This window comes from Sphingobium sp. B11D3B, from assembly GCF_025961735.1.
In the GTDB taxonomy this organism is placed as follows: domain Bacteria; phylum Pseudomonadota; class Alphaproteobacteria; order Sphingomonadales; family Sphingomonadaceae; genus Sphingobium.
Genome location: NZ_JAOQOF010000001.1, coordinates 1,344,317 through 1,363,398, shown reverse-complemented (window position 1 = coordinate 1,363,398; position 19,082 = coordinate 1,344,317). Strand labels below are relative to the sequence as shown.

17 protein-coding genes are annotated in these 19,082 nt (G+C 65.0%); 14 read left to right on the top strand and 3 right to left on the bottom strand.

The window, feature by feature from the left end; translation table 11 throughout:
• Nucleotide 1 precedes the first annotated feature (1 nt).
• The 4 genes from M2333_RS06435 to M2333_RS06420 all read left to right on the top strand — a co-directional run bounded on the left by M2333_RS06435 (nt 2) and on the right by M2333_RS06420 (nt 6,671).
• Entirely contained in the window at nt 2–2,176 is a 2,175-nt protein-coding gene (locus M2333_RS06435; protein WP_264611207.1) for a glycosyltransferase, read from the top strand.
• A 108-nt stretch (nt 2,177–2,284) separates the two neighbouring features.
• A complete protein-coding gene (gene recA / locus M2333_RS06430; RefSeq protein WP_181559446.1) occupies nt 2,285–3,364 on the top strand; it encodes a recombinase RecA in 1,080 nt (359 codons plus the stop codon).
• A gap of 189 nt (nt 3,365–3,553) precedes the next feature.
• Entirely contained in the window at nt 3,554–6,208 is a 2,655-nt protein-coding gene (alaS, locus tag M2333_RS06425; protein ID WP_264611206.1) for an alanine--tRNA ligase, read from the top strand.
• A gap of 64 nt (nt 6,209–6,272) precedes the next feature.
• Complete coding sequence (locus tag M2333_RS06420) at nt 6,273–6,671, top strand: cupin domain-containing protein (protein WP_264611205.1); 399 nt, start codon at nt 6,273–6,275, stop codon at nt 6,669–6,671.
• A 13-nt stretch (nt 6,672–6,684) separates the two neighbouring features.
• On the opposite strand, the gene M2333_RS06415 is transcribed toward M2333_RS06420, so the two are convergent.
• Complete coding sequence (locus tag M2333_RS06415; protein WP_264611204.1) at nt 6,685–8,469, bottom strand: cation:proton antiporter; 1,785 nt, start codon at nt 8,467–8,469, stop codon at nt 6,685–6,687.
• Nucleotides 8,470–8,582: 113 nt separating this feature from the next.
• Nucleotides 8,583–9,803: an NADP-dependent isocitrate dehydrogenase gene (locus M2333_RS06410; protein ID WP_264570116.1), complete on the bottom strand. Its 1,221-nt coding sequence runs from the start codon at nt 9,801–9,803 to the stop codon at nt 8,583–8,585.
• Nucleotides 9,804–10,011: 208 nt separating this feature from the next.
• On the opposite strand from M2333_RS06410, the gene M2333_RS06405 reads away from it, so the two are divergent.
• Together M2333_RS06405 and M2333_RS06400 are read left to right on the top strand one after the other, a co-directional pair.
• Nucleotides 10,012–10,758, top strand: coding sequence for a phosphatidylserine decarboxylase (locus M2333_RS06405; protein WP_264570117.1), 747 nt, complete (start codon nt 10,012–10,014; stop codon nt 10,756–10,758).
• Between the two features lie 58 nt (nt 10,759–10,816).
• Nucleotides 10,817–11,599, top strand: coding sequence for a CDP-alcohol phosphatidyltransferase family protein (locus tag M2333_RS06400; RefSeq protein WP_264584893.1), 783 nt, complete (start codon nt 10,817–10,819; stop codon nt 11,597–11,599).
• Here M2333_RS06400 and M2333_RS06395 read toward each other — a convergent pair.
• Nucleotides 11,559–11,786, bottom strand: a complete 228-nt coding sequence (locus M2333_RS06395) for a hypothetical protein (protein ID WP_264578727.1) — start codon at nt 11,784–11,786, stop codon at nt 11,559–11,561. The genes M2333_RS06400 and M2333_RS06395 overlap by 41 nt on opposite strands.
• Nucleotides 11,787–11,996: 210 nt before the next feature.
• Between M2333_RS06395 and rpsB the strand changes: the two genes are divergently transcribed.
• The 8 genes from rpsB to M2333_RS06355 all read left to right on the top strand — a co-directional run bounded on the left by rpsB (nt 11,997) and on the right by M2333_RS06355 (nt 18,963).
• Nucleotides 11,997–12,755, top strand: coding sequence for a 30S ribosomal protein S2 (rpsB, locus tag M2333_RS06390; protein WP_181559454.1), 759 nt, complete (start codon nt 11,997–11,999; stop codon nt 12,753–12,755).
• Nucleotides 12,756–12,869: 114 nt separating this feature from the next.
• A complete protein-coding gene (gene tsf, locus M2333_RS06385; RefSeq protein ID WP_264570120.1) occupies nt 12,870–13,796 on the top strand; it encodes a translation elongation factor Ts in 927 nt (308 codons plus the stop codon).
• A gap of 106 nt (nt 13,797–13,902) precedes the next feature.
• A complete protein-coding gene (pyrH, locus tag M2333_RS06380; protein ID WP_181559456.1) occupies nt 13,903–14,625 on the top strand; it encodes a UMP kinase in 723 nt (240 codons plus the stop codon).
• 18 nt (nt 14,626–14,643) lie between these two features.
• Nucleotides 14,644–15,201 carry a ribosome recycling factor gene (gene frr / locus M2333_RS06375; protein WP_264570122.1) on the top strand — a complete coding sequence of 186 codons (558 nt, stop codon included), beginning with the start codon at nt 14,644–14,646 and terminating at the stop codon, nt 15,199–15,201.
• Between the two features lie 60 nt (nt 15,202–15,261).
• Nucleotides 15,262–16,005 carry an isoprenyl transferase gene (locus M2333_RS06370; RefSeq protein ID WP_264611203.1) on the top strand — a complete coding sequence of 248 codons (744 nt, stop codon included), beginning with the start codon at nt 15,262–15,264 and terminating at the stop codon, nt 16,003–16,005.
• Entirely contained in the window at nt 16,002–16,667 is a 666-nt protein-coding gene (locus M2333_RS06365) for a phosphatidate cytidylyltransferase (protein WP_264578728.1), read from the top strand. The genes M2333_RS06370 and M2333_RS06365 overlap by 4 nt, the downstream gene beginning before the upstream one ends.
• Nucleotides 16,664–17,830 carry a 1-deoxy-D-xylulose-5-phosphate reductoisomerase gene (locus M2333_RS06360; protein ID WP_264611202.1) on the top strand — a complete coding sequence of 389 codons (1,167 nt, stop codon included), beginning with the start codon at nt 16,664–16,666 and terminating at the stop codon, nt 17,828–17,830. Before M2333_RS06365 ends, M2333_RS06360 begins: the two co-directional genes overlap by 4 nt.
• Nucleotides 17,827–18,963, top strand: coding sequence for a M50 family metallopeptidase (locus M2333_RS06355; protein WP_264570126.1), 1,137 nt, complete (start codon nt 17,827–17,829; stop codon nt 18,961–18,963). The genes M2333_RS06360 and M2333_RS06355 overlap by 4 nt, the downstream gene beginning before the upstream one ends.
• The last annotated feature ends 119 nt before the right edge of the window (nt 18,964–19,082 follow it).

Below are 19,082 nucleotides of genomic sequence, written 5' to 3'. Positions count from 1 at the left end.
TATGACCGACGTCGCTTTCACGGCGCCCTGGGCCTCGCTGGCCCTGGTGCTGGGCGCCTTTGTCATATTCGGCGGGTTGTGGCCGTCGCGCGTCGGCATCGTGGCGACGATTGCCGCGGCCATCGTCAATTATCTGCACTGGCGGATTTTTAGCACGATTCCCTGGGGTGGCAGCTTCAGCGAGCTTTGGTGGCCGGTTTCCTGCCTGATCGTGGAGGTGCTGGCGCTGTTCGATGCCGGCATTCTTCTGGCGATTCTATCACGCCCGACCGATCGCTCGGCAGAAGCCGATGCGGGGGAAGCCCGCCTGCGGGCTTTATGGGCGGAGAATGCCGATCTTCTGCCCCCGGTGGACGTGTTCATCGCGACCTATAATGAGCCGCGCGAGGTGCTGGAGAAGACGATTCTCGGCTGTCTCGCGATGGATTGGCCGGAGGCGCGCGTCTGGGTACTGGATGACGGGCGGCGGCCCTGGGTACAGGATATGTGCTTCGCCAAGGGCGCGGGATATATCACCCGGCCGGACAACAAGGGTGCGAAGGCTGGCAATATCAACCATGGCCTCACCCAGACGAATGCGCCGTTCGTCGCCGTGTTCGATGCCGACTTCGTGCCCCAGCGCGATTTCCTCATCCGCACCATGGGCTTTTTTGAGAATGAGAAGATCGGGATCGTCCAGATCCCGCACAGCTTCTACAATCACGATCCCATGCAGACCAATCTTGGCCTGCAGCAGGCCATGCCGGACGATCAGCGCTTCTTCTTCGAGGCGATCATGCCGGGCCGCGATGGCTGGGATGCCTCCTTCTGCTGCGGTTCCAACTCGGTAACGCGCCGAGCGATCTTCGACGAGATTGGCGGCGGTCTGCCGGAAGGCTCGATCACTGAGGATATGCTGCTGACCCTCGCCAGCCTGCGCAAAGGCTACATCACGCGCTATCTCAACGAGCCGCTCGCCTACGGGCTGGCGCCGGAGAGCACCGCTGCCTTCTTCGTGCAGCGCCAGCGCTGGGCGCAGGGCGCGATCCAGATTCTCTATCTCAACCATGGGCCGCTGGGCGGCGCGCTGAAGCTGCGCTATCGGCTGCTGTTCCTCCCCTCCGCCTGGGTGACGCAGGGCCTGCAATCGGTCTTCACGATCCTCGCGCCGATTCTGTTCGCGCTGTTCAATCTGGCGCCGATGGTCGGAGTCGATTTGCCGGGCATTATCTTCTTCCTTCTGCCGATGATCGTCGCGCTGCTGGGTGGCATCAGCATGCTGGCGCCGGGCCGCTATTATCCGCTCGCGGCGCAGATCCTGTCCGTCTTCCAGACGTTCCGCATCCTGCCCGCTGCGCTCAAGACGCTGATCGCGCCGAAGGGACTGACCTTCAAGGTGACGCCCAAGGGCTCCGGCTCCAAGGGCGGCAAGCGCGGGCCGGGCGATTACGTGCTGTTCGCGTCGCTCACCCTCATGGCGGCGAGTCTGGCCAGCCTCGCCATCAACATGCTGCCCGATTATCGTATCGTCACGCAGGATGGCTTGCTGCCCGTCGTGGCCTTCTGGCTGGCGTTCAACATGGTGATGCTGCTGCTGGTGGCGATGATGTGCCTAGAGAAGCCGCGCGTGCGGGGCGAGGAGCGCTTCGACCTGCGCCAGACGGTGACGCTGATCGGCGACAACGGGCAGATGCTCAGCGCCTCGAGGGGGGATATCTCCATCTCGGGCATCGGCCTGCATCTCGATGCACCGAGCGGCTTCGCGGTGGGTGAAAGGGTGCAGATCGTGCTGCCGGATGTCGGGATATTGCGCGGCGAGGTGCGCTATTCGGCGCGCCGGATCGGCATCCTGTTCGACTTTCATTCCGAGGAAATCCGCGACCGGCTGATCGTGTCGCTGTTCACCAACGGTATGAACGTAAATGCACAGCGTCCCTCGGCACTGGCTGTCGCTGGCGCGATCGTCAGGCGGCTCTGGTCGGCAGACCTCAGCATCCGCGCCCAGGCCGCATCCGCGCCGGAAGCTCCGGAGGTGCCGGTCGAGAAGCTCAGCGCCGCAACGCGCTGCATCGCGCCCGGCAAGCGGCCGGATTTGCGCGGCCCGGTACCGCTGACGGCGGAGGAGGGGGCTTCCCTCGCCGCTGCCAAGGTTGCGGTCGTGCCGGTCCCGGCGGAAGGTCCGCGCCGGGTCGCCTGACCTGCGTTCTTAAATTTCGTTCCCCTCTTGTTCTGCAAGAACAAATAGGATACATGGCTCCTGTGACTTTCGGTTCACGAGGATTTGACTTCCATGGGGAGCAGGCACATGACGGCGAGCTTGAAGCTTATCGACGGCGAGAAGAACGTGGGAACCATGGAACGGCAGAAAGCACTCGAAGCAGCACTGGCGCAGATCGATCGCGCCTTCGGCAAGGGCTCGGCGATGAAGCTGGGCTCAAAGGAGGCAATGCAGGTCGAGGCGATTTCCACCGGCAGCCTGGGCCTTGATATCGCGCTCGGCGTCGGAGGCCTGCCGCGCGGTCGCGTGATCGAGGTCTATGGCCCGGAAAGCTCGGGCAAGACCACGCTGGCGCTCCATGTGATCGCCGAGGCGCAGAAGACGGGCGGCACGGCAGCCTTTATCGACGCCGAACATGCGCTCGATCCGGTCTATGCCCGCAAGCTGGGCGTGAACATCGATGAATTGATCGTCTCGCAGCCGGATACCGGCGAGCAGGCCCTGGAGATCACCGATACGCTGGTGCGCTCCAACGCCATCGACGTGCTGGTGGTCGATTCGGTCGCGGCGCTGGTGCCCCGCGCCGAGATCGAGGGTGAGATGGGCGATAGCCATGTCGGCCTGCAGGCGCGCCTCATGTCGCAATCGCTGCGCAAGCTGACCGGCTCGATCAGCCGCTCGCGCTGTATGGTGATCTTCATCAATCAGCTGCGCATGAAGATCGGCGTGATGTACGGCAATCCGGAGACGACCACGGGCGGCAATGCCCTGAAGTTCTACGCCTCTGTCCGCCTCGACATTCGCCGGACCGGCCAGATCAAGGATCGTGACGATATCGTCGGCAATGCCACGCGCGTGAAGGTGGTCAAGAACAAGGTCGCGCCGCCGTTCAAGCAGGTCGAGTTCGACATCATGTACGGCGAAGGCATTTCCAAGGTCGGCGAGATTCTGGACCTTGGCGTTAAGGCCGGCGTGGTCGAGAAGTCGGGCGCGTGGTTCTCCTATGATTCCGTGCGGATCGGGCAGGGGCGTGAGAACGCCAAGAACTTCCTGCGTGAAAATCCCGAGATGATGGACAAGCTGGAGCGCACCATCCGCGCGCGCACCGAGGCTGTGGCCGAGGGCATGATGACCGGGCCGGACAGTGACGAGGCAAGCGAGGATTGATCTTTTGGGCGGCCTGATCGTGCACAAGCACGGTCAGGTCGTCGTCTGGCAGTGGCGTCGCATGAGGGACGCGCTGTGCAGTTCGAGCAATCGTGAAGCTGTGCTTGTGACTGGCGATCGGATTTTGGTCGCGATTTTCCGTTCACTCACCGCTTGTCGGCGGCTGCGGCTTCCCCTAATCGCTCGTCCATGACGTCGACCAACGATATCCGCCGCGCGTTCCTCGATTATTTCGGGGCCAATGGTCATGAGATCGTGCCTTCCGCGCCGCTCGTGCCCAATAACGATCCCACGCTCATGTTCGTGAACGCCGGCATGGTGCCGTTCAAGAATGTGTTCACGGGACTTGAGAGCCGCCCCTACAAGACGGCGACCTCGTCTCAGAAATGCGTGCGGGCGGGCGGCAAGCACAACGATCTCGATAATGTCGGCTACACCGCGCGGCACCTCACCTTCTTCGAGATGCTCGGCAATTTCTCGTTTGGCGATTATTTCAAGGAACGCGCCATCGAGCTGGCGTGGACGTTCGTCACGCGCGAACTCGGCCTGCCCAAGGATCGGCTGCTGGTCACGGTCTATCACACCGATGACGAGGCATTTGGCTACTGGAAAAAAATCGGCCTGCCGGACGAGCGCATCATCCGCATCGCGACCAAAGACAATTTCTGGTCGATGGGCGATGATGGCCCATGCGGCCCCTGTTCTGAAATCTTCTACGATCATGGTCCGGACGTGCCCGGTGGGCCTCCGGGTTCGCCCGATGAAGATGGCGACCGGTTCGTCGAGATCTGGAATCTCGTCTTCATGCAGTTCGAGCAGCTGGGCGGCGAAATCGTCGGCGATCTGCCGCGTCCGTCCATCGACACCGGCATGGGCCTCGAACGCGCGGCCACGGTCATCCAGGGCGTGCATAGCGTCTTCGATACCGACCAGTTCCGGGCGCTGATCGATCTGTCCGCCGCGCTGACCAAGACGTCGGCAAAAGGCGAGCAGGCCGCCAGCCATCGCGTCATTGCCGACCATCTGCGTTCGGCGGGCTTCCTGATTGCCGATGGCGTGCTGCCAGCCAATGAGGGCCGCGGCTATGTGCTGCGCCGGATCATGCGCCGCGCCATGCGCCATGCGCATCTGCTCGGTGCCGCCGAGCCGCTGATGCACCGCCTGGTTGGCGGCCTGAGCGCGGAAATGGGCGCGGCTTTCCCCGAATTGATCCGCGCCCAGCCGCTGATCGAGGAAACGCTGCTGCGCGAGGAAACCCGCTTCCGGCAGACGCTGGACAAGGGCCTCAAGCTGCTGGACGAAGCCGTGGCCGGTCTGCCGACAGGCGCGACGCTGCCCGGCGACACGGCGTTCAAGCTCTATGACACCTACGGCTTCCCTTACGATCTGACCGAAGACGCGCTGCGCGCCCAGGGCCTCACCGTCGACCGCTCCGGCTTCGACGCGGCCATGGCGGCCCAGAAGGCCGCCGCGCGCGCCGCTTGGAAGGGGTCGGGCCAGAAGGCATCGGAAGACGTCTGGTTCGATATTGCCGAGAGCGAGGGATCGACCGAGTTTACCGGTTATCTGAGCGAAGCCGGTGAGGGTCGCGTGGTCGCGCTGGTCAAGGATGGTGCTCGCGTCGAGCAGGCGCAGGCCGGCGAGAGCGTGACCATCGTCACCAATCAGACGCCCTTTTATGGGGAGAGCGGCGGCCAGGCAGGCGATACCGGTCGGATCAGCAAGTCAGATGGGCTGTCCGCGACTGTCTCGGACACCGCCAAGCCCCTGGGCCGTCTTCACGCCCATCAGGCGAGCATCGAGGCCGGGCGAATCGCCATTGGCGATATCGTCCACATGGAGGTCGATGCCGCCCGCCGTGCGCGCGTACGCGCCAATCACAGCGCCACGCACCTGTTGCACGCTGCGCTCCGCAAGACGCTCGGCCCGCATGTGACCCAGAAGGGCAGCCTCGTCGCGGAAGACCGGCTGCGCTTCGACTTCTCGCATCCCGAGGCGCTCATGCCGGCGCAGATCGCGCGGGTCGAGGCCGATGTGAACGCGCAGATTCGCGGCAATGCCGAGGTCAGCACGCGCCTCATGTCGCCGGACGACGCGATTGCTGCCGGCGCCATGGCGCTGTTCGGCGAGAAATATGGCGACGAAGTGCGCGTGCTCTCCATGGGCACGGGCGATGAGGGCACCTATTCGGTCGAGCTGTGCGGCGGCACCCATGTGCGCGCCCTGGGCGACATCGCGCTGTTCAAGATCGTGGGGGAAAGCGCCGTTGCCAGCGGTGTCCGTCGGATCGAGGCGCTGACCGGAGAGGCCGCGCGCCTGTGGCTCACGCAGCGCGACGAGCAATTGCGCGCCATCGCCACGACCTTGCGGACGACGCCCGAGGACGCAACGGCCCGCGTGGCCGCGCTGGCCGAACAGAGCCGCAAGCTGGAGCGCGAGCTGGCCGAAGCCAAGAAGGCGCTCGCACTGGCCGGCGCATCGGGCGGCGGCGCTTCGGCTGAGGCTGCGCCAGAGATCGTCAATGGCTACAAGGTTCTCGCCCAGCAATTCGATGGGCTCGACCCCAAGGGGCTGCGCGGTCTGGTGGATGACGCCAAGGGCCGGCTTGCCAGCGGCATCGCCGTCGTCATCGCGGTGAATGACGGGCGCGCGAGCATCGCGGCCGGCGTGACCGACGATCTGACCGGCACGTTTAGCGCTGTCGATCTGGTTCGTCTCGGCGTGGCTGCGCTGGGCGGGCAGGGCGGCGGCGGTCGCCCGGATATGGCGCAGGGTGGCGGCCCGGACGGTTCGGCTGCCCCGGCGGCGATCGAGGCGATCAAGGCGCGCATCGCGCAGGGCTAACGGGGCGCTGAACGGGGGAGGGCAGACCTCTCGGTCCGGCCGGCTCCTGTGTGGGAGACGATCCATGACGCCGAAGTCGCTCAGCACCTATCCCATCCACCTCGCGCGGGGCGGTAAGGCCGTGGCACAGCCGGCTATGACCTCCGATCCGGCATGGTATGCCGCCTATGATGCCCGCCATGGCGGCGATGGCGCAGATGGCCGCCTGGTCAGCGCCTATCGCTTCAGCAGCAATTGGTCGATGTGGGAGCGGCATCCGCTCGGCGAAGAAATCGTATATTGCATCGCCGGCTCCGTGACGCTGCGGCAGCGCGCGGACGATGGCACGGAAACCCATGTTGCGCTCTCCGCCGGCGCCTATGCGATTAACCCCGCCAATGTCTGGCACACGGCGGATGCTGCCGGAGAGGTGGAACTGCTGTTCATCACCCCGGGCAGCGGAACCGAGCACGAGCCGCGCTAGCGGCGAGTTGGGCTCAGGCGGGACCGTTCGCTTCCCCCAGCCGTCGACTCCGCAGCCGCGGCGCGACGTCGAGTTCCGCCGCCGCCTTGATCTCATTCTGCAAGTCTTCGCGCTTCTGGTGCACGGACGCGATCACGGGCCCCATGGGCAGGCCGAGGTCCACCAGCGCGGTCTCGGCGAGATGCAGTGAGCTTTCCAGCGTCTCCGGCACCGCGTCGCTTGCGCCGGCCCGATAGAGTTGCGCGGCGTGGGTGGTGTCCCGTGCTCGCACGATGATCGGCAGATCGTCCAGCCAGCCCCGCACGCGATTGGTGACGCGCATCGCCAGCACCGGGTCGTCCATGGTGATGATGAGCGCCTGCGCGCGCCCGAGTCTCAGTCGATCGAGTGTGTCGGGGCGTGACACATCGCCGAATTGGACGGTGTAGCCCTCCGCCCGGGCCTGCGCGACGATATCGATGTCGTTCTCCACTGCCACATAGGGCACCTCATGCACGCGCAAGAGATCCGCGACAGTGCGGCCGACGCGGCCGAAGCCGAGGATGATGGCGGCGCGCGCATCGTCGTCAGTGTCGGTGCTATCCGGCTCCAGCGCATCCCGTTCGACCCGCCGGGCCATGCGATGCCCGAATTTGGCGAGGATGGGGGTGAGGGTGAGGCCGATGGCGGTGGCCATTTGCCAGAACGCCGCCGTCCCGGGGCTGATGAGATTGGCCGTCACGGCGCTCGCCAGCACGATGAGCGTCGTTTCCGACGGGCTGCCCATCAGGATGCCTGTTTCCAGCGCCACCCCGCGCCGCGCGCCCGCAAGCCGCAGCAGCAGGCTGGTGACCGCCACCTTGGCAAGCACAACGCCGGTGATCGCGAGCAGCAACCCATCCCATTGCGCGACCAGGGCGACCGGATCGATCGCCATGCCGACCGTGATCAGGAAGACGCCCAGCGCCAGGCCCTTGAACGGCTCGGTCATGCCTTCGACCTGGCCGTGATAGTCGGTTTCGGCAATCAGAATGCCCGCGACCAGCGCGCCGACGATGGGCGAGAGGCCTGCCGCCGTGGTGAGCAGGCTGGAGACCATCACCACGAGCAGGCTTGCCGCCAGAAAGACCTCGGGCCGCTTGGCCCGCGCCGCCTGTGCGAAGAGGCGGGGGAGCATGAAGCGCCCGCCGATCAGCAAGGCGAGGACGGCGAGGCCGCCGGTCAACAGGACGGTGGCAAGATTTTCCCAGCCATCGTCCGCGACATTGGGCGCCATGGCACCAAGTGCGAAGACGATGGGCACGAGCGCCAGATCCTCGAAGAGCAACATGCCGAACGCGGATTTGCCGACCGCCGAGTGCGTGCCCGCGATCGGCATGACGAGCGCCGTCGAGGAGAGGGAGAGGGCGAGGCCCAAGCCGATGGCGGCATATAGGCTGCTACCGAGCAGCAGCATCCCGCCACCGATCAGCGTGGCACTGCCGAGCAGTTCCGCCGCACCGATGCCGAAGACGAATTTGCGCATCGACCACAGGCGTTTGAACGACAGTTCCAGGCCGATGGAGAAGAGCAGCATGACGATGCCGAGTTCGGCAAAGGCGGTGATCGCCGATTCCCGCGAGATCGTCACATGGGCGAGCGCCGGATAAGCGCTGACGAACCGGCCGAGGCCGAAGGGGCCAACCAGCAGGCCGACGAGAATGAAGCCGATGATCGGGCTGATGCGGAAGCGTGCGAAGGCGGGGATCACGAGGCCCGCCGCGCCGAGAATGACCAGCGCCTCGTTGAAGGTCTGGCTGCCGAACGTGCCGTGGATCATCGGATCAGTCCGCTCGGGCGAGTGGGCGGGAGGCCAGGGTGCGGGCGTACCGCAGGGAGGGAGGAGGGCGCTTCGAGCGTGGTTGACCCCATCGAAGCGCCCCCTTCAGGTCTTTAGGACCAGTTGCTCATTTCAGCTTCGAGGTTCCGGCGGATCGCCTCGAAGAACTGCTCGGTGGTCATCCAGGCCTGATTCGGCCCGATGAGGATCGCGAGGTCCTTGGTCATTTCGCCATTTTCCACCGTCTGCACGCAGACGCGCTCCAGCGTCTCGGCAAAGCGGACGACGTCCGGCGTCTCGTCGAACTTGCCACGGAACTTGAGGCCACCGGTCCAGGCGAAGATGGAAGCGATCGGGTTGGTCGAGGTCGCCTTGCCCTGCTGGTGCTGGCGATAGTGACGGGTCACGGTGCCATGCGCGGCTTCGGCCTCGACCGTCTTGCCGTCGGGCGACATGAGGACGGAGGTCATCAGGCCGAGCGAGCCGAAGCCCTGCGCCACGGTGTCCGACTGAACGTCGCCGTCATAGTTCTTGCACGCCCATACGAACTTGCCGCTCCACTTGAGTGCGGCCGCGACCATGTCGTCGATCAGGCGGTGCTGATATTCGATGCCAGCAGCCGCGTACTTGTCCTTGAATTCACGGTCGAAAACGTCCTGGAACAGATCCTTGAAGCGACCGTCATAGGCCTTGATGATCGTGTTCTTGGTGGAGAGGTATAGCGGCCACTTGCGGTCGAGCGCATAGTTCATGGATGCACGGGCGAAATCGATGATCGACTGGTCGAGATTGTACATCGACATGGCGACGCCCGAGCCGGGGAACTGGAAGACTTCGCGGTCAATCACCTTGCCATCGTCGCCCTCGAACACCAGACGCAGCTTGCCGGGACCGGGCACGAGGAAGTCGGTGGCGCGATACTGATCGCCAAAGGCATGACGGCCGATCACGATCGGGTCGGTCCAGCCCGGCACCAGGCGGGGCACATTCTTGATGACGATCGGCTCGCGGAACACGACGCCGCCCAGAATGTTGCGGATCGTGCCGTTCGGCGACTTCCACATCTGCTTGAGGTTGAACTCCTCGACGCGCGCCTCATCCGGCGTGATCGTGGCGCACTTCACGCCGACGCCGTACTTCTTGATCGCCTCGGCGGAATCGATGGTGATCTGGTCGTTGGTGCGGTCACGCTCTTCGACGCTCAGATCATAATAGTGAAGGTCGACGTCGACATAAGGCTTGATGAGCCGCTCGCGGATCCATTCCCAGATGATCCGGGTCATCTCATCGCCGTCGATCTCGACGATCGGATTTTTCACCTTGATCTTGCTCATGCGTGCCATGTTCCCTGTTCGATGTCGCTGGGGCCGCCGCGAACGCGCGCGGCAGGACCTTTCAGCATGCCTCTAGGGAAGGTCGCGGCGATGATCAACTGCCCTGGCCACGCATGAGAGGCTGATGTCGGGCGATTTATGCCGCGTGGCAGGCCTGTTTGGGCCGGCGGGGATTGTGCCGGGCGGCGGCTCACCCTAAACAGAGCCCATGACAACAGAATTTTCGGGCACGCAGCCGGTCGCGCCTTCACGGACAAGCGTCAAGTGGAGTTTCCCATCGGTTCACCCGGAGGGGCGGCGCTTTGGGGCGATTGCCGCTGCGATTACCCTCATTTTTGCCTTGATGGGCTGGTCGATCCTGGCCTGGCTGATGGTCGGCGTGACGCTTTGGGTGTTCGCCTTCTTCCGCGATCCCATCCGCGCCGTGCCGCAGGACGAGCGCGCAATCATCGCGCCGGCGGATGGGCTGGTGACCCTGATTCAGGTCGTTCCGCCCCCGCCGGAGATGCTCGGACCAGACAAGCTTGGAACCGAACCCATGACACGGGTTTCTATCTTCATGAGCGTGTTCGACGTCCACATCAATCGCACCCCGATCAGCGGCACCATCAAGGATGTCGTCTATATCAGTGGCAAGTTCGTCAATGCGGACCTGGACAAGGCCAGCGAAGACAATGAGCGCCAGCACATTCTGGTCGAGCGCAGCGATGGCGTGCGGGTGGGCTTCACGCAGATCGCTGGGCTGGTCGCGCGGCGGATCGTTCCTTTCGTCAAGCGCGGCGATATCGTCGCGGCAGGCCAGCGCGTCGGGTTGATCCGCTTCGGCAGCCGCGTGGACGTCTATCTCCCTGCCGGCACGGCGCCGCAGGTCGCGCTTGGCACGCATACCGTCGCCGGCGAAACGATCCTGGCGCATCTGGGCGAGAACCAGTCCGCCACGGCTGTGCTGCAATGAGGCCTCGCTCGCTTGGCGCGCCCATTGGCGGCCCCGCGCCTGTTTCGGATTTGATATAATGGCGCGACCGCGTCCCATCGCCCGGATGAGCCGCGGCATCACGCTGCGTCAGGTTGCACCGAACGCCATTACGGCGATGGCGCTCTGCTTTGGTCTCACCGCCATTCGCTATGGCATTTCCGGTGAATGGCAGCTTGCCGTCGCGGCGATCATCTTTGCCGGCGTGCTCGATGGGGTCGACGGACGTGTCGCGCGCCTGCTGCGGGCGGACAGTCGCTTCGGCGCGGAACTCGATTCGCTCTCGGATGCGATTGCCTTCGGCGTCTCGCCAGCGCTTCTCGTCTATCTCTGGTCGCTGCAGTCCATGCCGCGCTTTGGCTGGATCGTCGCGCTGGTGCTGGCGCTCAGCTGCGCGCTTCGCCTCGCGCGCTTCAATGCCAGCCTCGATGTCATCGATCAGCCGCGCAAGGCCGCGGGTTTTCTCACCGGCGTGCCTGCTCCGGCGGGCGCCGGCATTGCTTTGCTGCCCCTCTATGCCTGGTTCATCACCGGGCTGGACGTGTTCCGCGACTGGCGGCTTGTCGCCCCGTGGATCATCATTTCGGCGTTCCTGATGATCTCCAGCCTGCCGACGCTGGGCTGGAAGGGGCTCCGCGTGCCGCCGGCCTGGCGCCTGTTCGCCATTCTGCTGGCCGGCATCTTCGCCGCGAGCCTGATGGTTGCGCCGTGGCATGCCCTGCTTCTGCTGTCGCTGGCATACATCGCGCTGCTGCCGGTCGGGCTGGTCAGCTACGCTCGAGTCAAGCGGCGGCTCGTGGCGGCATCGCTATCGCAAGGCTGAGGCCTGTCGCGGCGACGGGCTGTGCCGTCTGCCGCTGCCCGGCACGTTCGGGCGTCCAACCTTCCAGATCCAGCGTCCGCAGGGCGCGTATCATCGCGCCATGGCGCAGGCGCAGTTCATGGACCATGATCGTCGCCGCCAAAGTCGCCGCAACCGCAAACAAGGCACATCCCAGAATATAGAACATCGTCGTCCCTTTCCTGTGTCCACAGCATCGCCATGGCTTTATGTTCACTATTTGTTCTTGTTCTCGCCGCCTGTCAAGCGTGATGTGCAGGCTTGTGCTCCTGTCGGGCTTGGTCTAAGGGCGCGCGTCTAACCCACATGGGATTCGCCACATACCGGTGCCGCTTCGCGGTCACTGAATCCCAGAGGCTCAACCGGAAGGAGATATATTATGGCGGCACCCGTCGTCACCCTGCACCAATTGATCGAGGCCGGCGCGCACTTCGGCCACCAGACGCACCGCTGGAATCCCCGCATGAAGCCGTACATCTTCGGGGAGCGGAACGGCATCCACATTCTCGATCTCTCGCAGACCGTTCCCCTCTTCGCCCGCGCGCTGGACTTCGTGTCCGCGACGGTCGCCGCTGGCGGCAAGGTGCTGTTCGTCGGCACCAAGCGCCAGGCGCAGGAGCCGATTGCCGAGGCCGCCCGTCGTTCGGGTCAGCACTTCGTCAATCACCGCTGGCTGGGCGGCATGCTCACCAACTGGAAGACCATTTCCGGCTCGATCAAGCGTCTCAAGACGCTTGAGGAGAAGCTGTCGGGTGACACCCACGGCCTCACCAAGAAGGAAGTGCTCCAGATGACGCGCGAGCGCGACAAGCTCGAGCTGTCCCTCGGCGGCATCCGCGATATGGGCGGCATTCCGGACGTGATGTTCGTCATCGACGTCAACAAGGAAGAGCTGGCGATCAAGGAAGCCAACACGCTGGGTATCCCGGTGGTCGCGGTTCTCGACTCGAACGTCGATCCGTCGGGCATCGCCTTCCCTGTTCCGGCCAATGACGACGCCAGCCGCGCCATCCGCCTCTATTGCGAGGCTCTGGCCCAGGCTGCGACCCGCGGCAACCAGAACGCCGCAGCGGCATCCGGCATGGACCTTGGCGCCATGGACGAGCCGCCGGCTGAGGAAGCGCTCGCGCAGGCCTGATCGGCGCCGTCAAACGCACGCAACAATGTGCGGGCAGGGCGCCGGATCGGGAACGATCCTGGCGCCCGCCTGACATCTGGCAATATTGAATTCGAGATTTGAGGAACAAGAGACATGGCAGAGATTACCGCAGCCGCCGTCAAGGAACTGCGCGAGCGCTCGGGCGCTGGCATGATGGACTGCAAGAAGGCGCTTGCCGAAACCAATGGTGACGTGGAAGCCGCAGTCGACTGGCTGCGCGCCAAGGGCCTTGCCGCCGCGCAGAAGAAGTCGAGCCGCACCGCAGCCGAGGGCCTCGTGGTCGTGGCTGTCGATGGCACGCGCGGCGTTGCCGTTGAAGTGAACAGCGAGACGGACTTCGTCGCCAAGAACGATCAGTTTCAGGGCTTCGTCCGCACGGCGGGCGACGTGGCGCTCAAGAACGCCATCGGCGATGCCGAGGCCCTGCTGGCCGCGCCGCACCCAGCCGGTGGCACGATCAACGATGCGCTGGTGACCAATGTCGCCACCATCGGCGAAAACCAGCAGCTGCGTCGCGTGAAGGCGGTGTCGGTCGATCAGGGTCTGGTCATCGATTACATGCACAACGCCGTCGCGCCCTCACTCGGCAAGATCGGCGTGCTCGTCGCGCTGGAGAGCCCGGCCGGTGCCGACGTGCTCGCCCCGCTCGGCAAGCAGATCGCCATGCACATCGCGGCGGCTTTCCCGGTCGCGCTCAAGGCTGAGGACATTCCGTCCGAGATTCTCGACCGCGAGCGCAAGATCGCGGCGGAGAAGGCTGCCGAGTCGGGCAAGCCCGCCGACATCGTCGCCAAGATGGTCGACGGCGCCGTGGCGAAGTTCGCCAAGGAGCAGGCGCTGCTCTCGCAGATCTTCGTGATGGACAACAAGACGCCGATCGCGGACGTCGTGGCCAAGGCCGCGAAGGATGCGGGCACGACCATCGTCCTCAAGGACTATGTCCGCTTCCAGCTCGGCGAAGGAATCGAGAAGGAAGAGAAGGATTTTGCGGCAGAGGTCGCAGCCGCCGTCGGCGCCTGATCCTTTCCTTCATTTATTACGCACCGGGCGCGCTCGGTGCTTGGCATGGCGGCGCGGGCTTACTAAGGTCCGCGCCGCTCCCGTCTCTGGAATTTGTTAGGCATTCATGACCACCACCGCCCCCAAGCGCATTCTCATCAAGCTCTCGGGCGAGGCCGCGATGGGGGCTCAGAGCTTCGGCATCGATCCGGGCACTGTCGCGCGCGTGGCCGGGGAAGTGAAGGAAGCCAAGGAATCCGGCTTCGAGATCTGTCTGGTGATCGGTGGCGGCAACATCTTCCGTGGCATGGCCGGGGCGGCGCAGGGCATGGACCGCGCCAATGCCGATTACATGGGGATGCTGGCGACCGTGATGAACGCGCTCGCTATGCAGGATGCCCTTGAGCATCTGGGCGTCGCGACGCGCGTGCAATCCGCCATTCCCATGGCCAGCGTCTGCGAGCCCTATATCCGTCGCCGCGCGCAGCGGCATCTGGAGAAGGGGCGGGTGGTGATCTTCGCCGCTGGAACCGGCAATCCCTATTTCACGACGGACAGCGGCGCGGCGCTGCGTGCAGCCGAGATGAGCTGCGATGCGCTCTACAAGGGCACGTCGGTCGATGGCGTCTATGATGCCGATCCCAAGCTCGTCGACTCCGCAAAGCGTTTTGATCGCGTGAGTTACGATCAGGTGCTCACACAAAATCTCAAGGTGATGGATGCCAGCGCCGTGGCGCTGTGCCGCGACAACGCCATTCCCATCATCGTGTTCAACATTCGCGAGCAGGGCAACCTTGCCCGCGTGCTGCGCGGCGAGGGCGTTTCGACCCTGGTCGACAGCGGTCGCTAGGTTCATCGGAGAGGCAAGATGGCAAAATATGACAAGGCTGATCTGGAGCGCCGCATGGCAGGCGCCGTCGACGCGCTCCAGCACGATCTGAACGGGCTGCGTACGGGCCGGGCCAATGTGGGCCTGCTCGATCCCATCACCGTAGAGGTGTACGGCGCCAAGATGCCGCTCAATCAGGTCGCGACCGTTTCTGCGCCGGAGCCGCGCCTGCTCTCCGTGCAGGTGTGGGACAAGTCCAATGTCGGCCCGGTCGACAAGGCGATCCGCTCGGCGGGGCTTGGCCTTAATCCGATCGTCGACGGGCAGAACGTCCGCCTGCCGATTCCCGACCTGACCGAAGAGCGCCGCAAGGAACTCGCCAAGCTGGCCGGCCAATATGCCGAGAAGGCGCGCGTCGCCGCCCGCAACGTCCGCCGCGACGGCATGGACAATCTGAAGACCGACGAGAAGAAGGGCGAGATCAGCGAGGACGAGCGCAAGCGCGCCGAAGCCGACGTGCAGAAGCTCACCGATTCGACCATAGCGGATATCGATGCGGCAGCGCAGGCGAAGGAAAAGGAAATCCTTGGCAAATAATCCGTCCTTCGACTGCCGAGGGAGAGGCCAGGGCTATTTATGAGCCTTTTGAGGTCCAGGATGACGCGCAAGGCCGCGCCGACCCCCGCCCAGACCGGCGGGGAAGGGGCTGTGCTGCGCCATGTCGCGATCATCATGGATGGCAATGGTCGCTGGGCGAAGGCGCGCCGCTTGCCACGCGTCGCCGGTCATCGCGCCGGAGCCGAGGCCGTGCGCCGCACCCTGCGCGCTGCATCCAAGCTCGGCATTGAATGCGTGACGCTCTATGCCTTCTCGTCTGAAAACTGGAAGCGGCCCGAGGACGAGATTGCCGACCTGACCGGCCTGATGAAGCAGTTTCTCCGCGCGGAAGTGGACGATCTGCACGAGGCCGGCATCCGGCTGAAGATCATCGGCAATCACCATGCCTTCGAGCCGGAAGCGGCAGCGATGGTCGATGCCGCCGTGGCGCGCACCGCCGCCAACACCGCGTCCACGCTGGTGGTGGCGCTCAATTATGGGTCGCAGGACGAACTAGCTCGCGCGATGCGCGCTCTTGCCCAGCAGGTGCAGGCCGGCACGCTGGCACCAGAGGCGATCACGCCCGCTGTCATCGCGGCGCAGCTCGACACTGCCGACCTGCCGCCGCTCGATCTGTTGATCCGCACCTCGGGCGAAGTGCGCCTCTCCAACTTCCTGCTTTGGCAGGCGGCCTATGCCGAGCTGTATTTCACCGAGACGCTCTGGCCGGACTTCGATGAGGCGGCGCTGGCAGCCGCGGTGGAAAGCTACGCCTGCCGCGAACGCCGGTACGGAGGGCGATGATGGCCGAACGCGCGCCTCGCTCCGATCTGGCGGTTCGCACCGGCTCGGCGATCGTGCTGCTGGTCGGCGCCGGGCTGGCTTTGTGGGCCGATGGCGCGGTGCTGATCCTGCTGGTGGCGCTGGTGAGCGCCCTCGTTTTCTGGGAATGGCGCGGCCTTGTCCGGCGCTTTCCCGATGGCACGCTCGCCCGCGTGCTCTGGCTGCTCTTCGGGCTGATCTATATTGGCGGCGCGGCGCTGGCGCTGCTGTCTTTGGGCGCTGCGACGCGCTGGTTGCTCATCGGCATCGTCATCGCGACGGATGTGGGCGCCTATTTCGCCGGGCGGACGATTGGCGGACCGAAGATCGCCCCGGCGATCAGCCCCTCCAAGACCTGGGCGGGGCTGGGCGGCGGCATGACCGCCTCGGCATTGCTGGTGGCGGTTGTCGCCAGCGTGAGCCTGCAGCCCGGCTTCGTGCTGGTCAGCGCGCTGCTCGGCGCGGCCATCGCAGTGGTGGCGCAAGTCGGCGATTTCTTCGAAAGCTGGATGAAACGGCGTGCGGGCGTGAAGGATAGCGGCAATCTCATCCCCGGCCATGGCGGCATGTTCGATCGGGTGGACGGCCTGCTGCTGGCCGCCATTCTGGCTGCTCTGGCCAGCGCAGGAGGGATGCTGGGATGATCGCGCCGCGCACAGTTTCCGTCTTCGGCGCGACCGGGTCGGTCGGCACCTCCACGCTCGATCTCATCGCGCGCGAGCCGGAGGCGTTTGAGGTTCTGGCCGTGACCGCCGGGGACGATGTCGACAAGCTCGCCGCGATCGCCGTCACGCACCGCGCCCGCCGCGCCGTCATCGCCAATGAGAGCCGCTATGACGCGCTCAAGGCTGCGCTGGCCGGTAGCGGCATCGAGGTCGCCGCTGGCAGCGAGGCACTGATCGAGGCGGCGCAAATGGGCGCGGACTGGACGATGGCCGCCATTGTCGGCTGCGCGGGACTGGCTCCGACGCTTGCGGCGGTCGCCGGGGGCAAGACGGTGGCGCTGGCCAACAAGGAGGCGCTGGTCTCGGCCGGTGACGTCATGATGGCGGCCGTCGCCCGCAGTGGCGCTGCGCTGCTGCCGGTCGACAGCGAGCACAACGCGATCTTCCAGTGCCTCGCAAGCGGCGGCCTCGACGCCGTGCGCAAGATCACGCTGACAGCCAGCGGCGGCCCGTTCCGCACACTCAGCCGCGAGGCCATGCGCGCGGTGACGCCGGCGCAGGCGGTCAAGCATCCCAACTGGTCGATGGGCCGCAAGATCAGCATCGACAGCGCGACGATGATGAACAAGGGGCTGGAGCTAATCGAGGCTTATCACCTCTTCCCCATCGGCCTTGAGCGCTTTTCGATCCTCGTTCACCCGCAATCGGTCATTCACTCGATGGTCGAATATCGGGATCGGTCGACCATTGCGCAGCTGGGTTGCCCGGATATGCGCATCCCCATCGCCAGCGCTTTGGCCTGGCCGCAGCGCATGGAGACGCCCTGCGAACCGCTCGATCTGGCCACGCTTGGCCGGCTCGACTTCGAGGCGCCCGATGAGGAGCGCTTCCCCGCGCTGCGCCTTGCGCGCGAGGCGATCCAGGCCGGCGGCGGCGCACCGGCCATTCTCAATGCCGCCAACGAGATCGCCGTTGGCGCGTTCCTCGATGGGCAGATCGGCTTTCTTGATATTGGCCGGATCGTCGAAGACGTGCTAGCCCGGAGCGACGCCGGCCGCATCGCTACGCTCGAGGATGTTCAGGCCATCGACAGGTCGGCGCGTGCAATGGCCGAGCGGCTGACGGCGGAGCTCATCAATTGACCGATAACCCCGGTTTCTTCTTCACGATCCTCGCGTTCCTGCTGGTCATCGGCCCGCTCGTGTTCGTTCATGAGCTGGGACATTATCTCGTCGGCCGCTGGTTCGGCGTTCATGCCGAGACCTTTTCCATCGGCTTCGGCAAGGAGGTCTTCGCCTGGCATGACAAGCGCGGCACGCGCTGGCGCGTCGCGGCGCTGCCGCTCGGCGGCTACGTCAAGTTCGCCGGAGACATGAACGCGGCCAGCCAGTCCGACCCGAGCTGGCTGCAACTGCCGCCGGATGAGCGCAACCGCACCTTCCAGTCCAAGTCGGTCGGCAAGCGCGCGCTGATCGTGCTGGCCGGGCCGCTTATCAATCTGCTGTTCGCCGCGATCATTCTGGGCGGCTTTGCTTATGCCTATGGCGAGAATGTCACCCCGGCCGACGTGACGGCGGTGGAAGCCAATTCCGCGGCGGACCGCGCCGGCATCCTGTCCGGGGACAAGATTCGCGGCGTGGATGGCAAGCCGGTGGAGCTGTTTGGCGAGCTGCGCCAGATCATCGTGACCAAGCTGCCCGGCGAGGAGGTCACTCTCACCGTCGAGCGTGGCGGGGCAGCGCGCCAGATTCCGGTGAAGATCGGCGAGGTCGTTCAAGTCGATCGATTCGGCAACGAGTTCCGTTATGGCGCGCTCGGCGTGCGTAGCCTTGAATCGGTTTCGCGCCCTGTCGGGTTGCTCGAGGCGCCCTGGGTCGGCGTGCGCCGCACGGGCGAGCTGATCGGCATGATGGCGAGCGGCCTCGCCGACATCGTCACCGGGCGACGCTCGGTCGATGAACTGGGCGGGCCGCTTAAGATCGCGCAGATTTCCGGCGAGCAGGCGGCATTGGGGCCGGAGGCGCTGATTGCCTTCGTTGCGCTGGTCTCCATTAACTTGGGGTTCATCAATCTCTTGCCAATTCCCATGCTCGACGGGGGTCATTTGTTCTTCTACGGAATAGAAGCTATTCAGCGCAGGCCGGTCAGTCCACGCTTTCAGGAAATGGCGTTTCGGTCGGGCCTCGCGCTTTTGCTGGGACTGATGATCTTCGTGACTTTGAACGATCTGGCGTCGTTTGGCGTCTGGCGAGGGCTGAGCGGCTTGATTGGCTGATCGGGTTGGGGCAGGGGAGGCAGCGCGGATGCGGCTTCCCCGGATGAAGTGCATTCAGGACATGTCGAGGAATCTGAGTTTGAGCGAAGCAGCACGCATTTCATCGACACAGGGCCGCC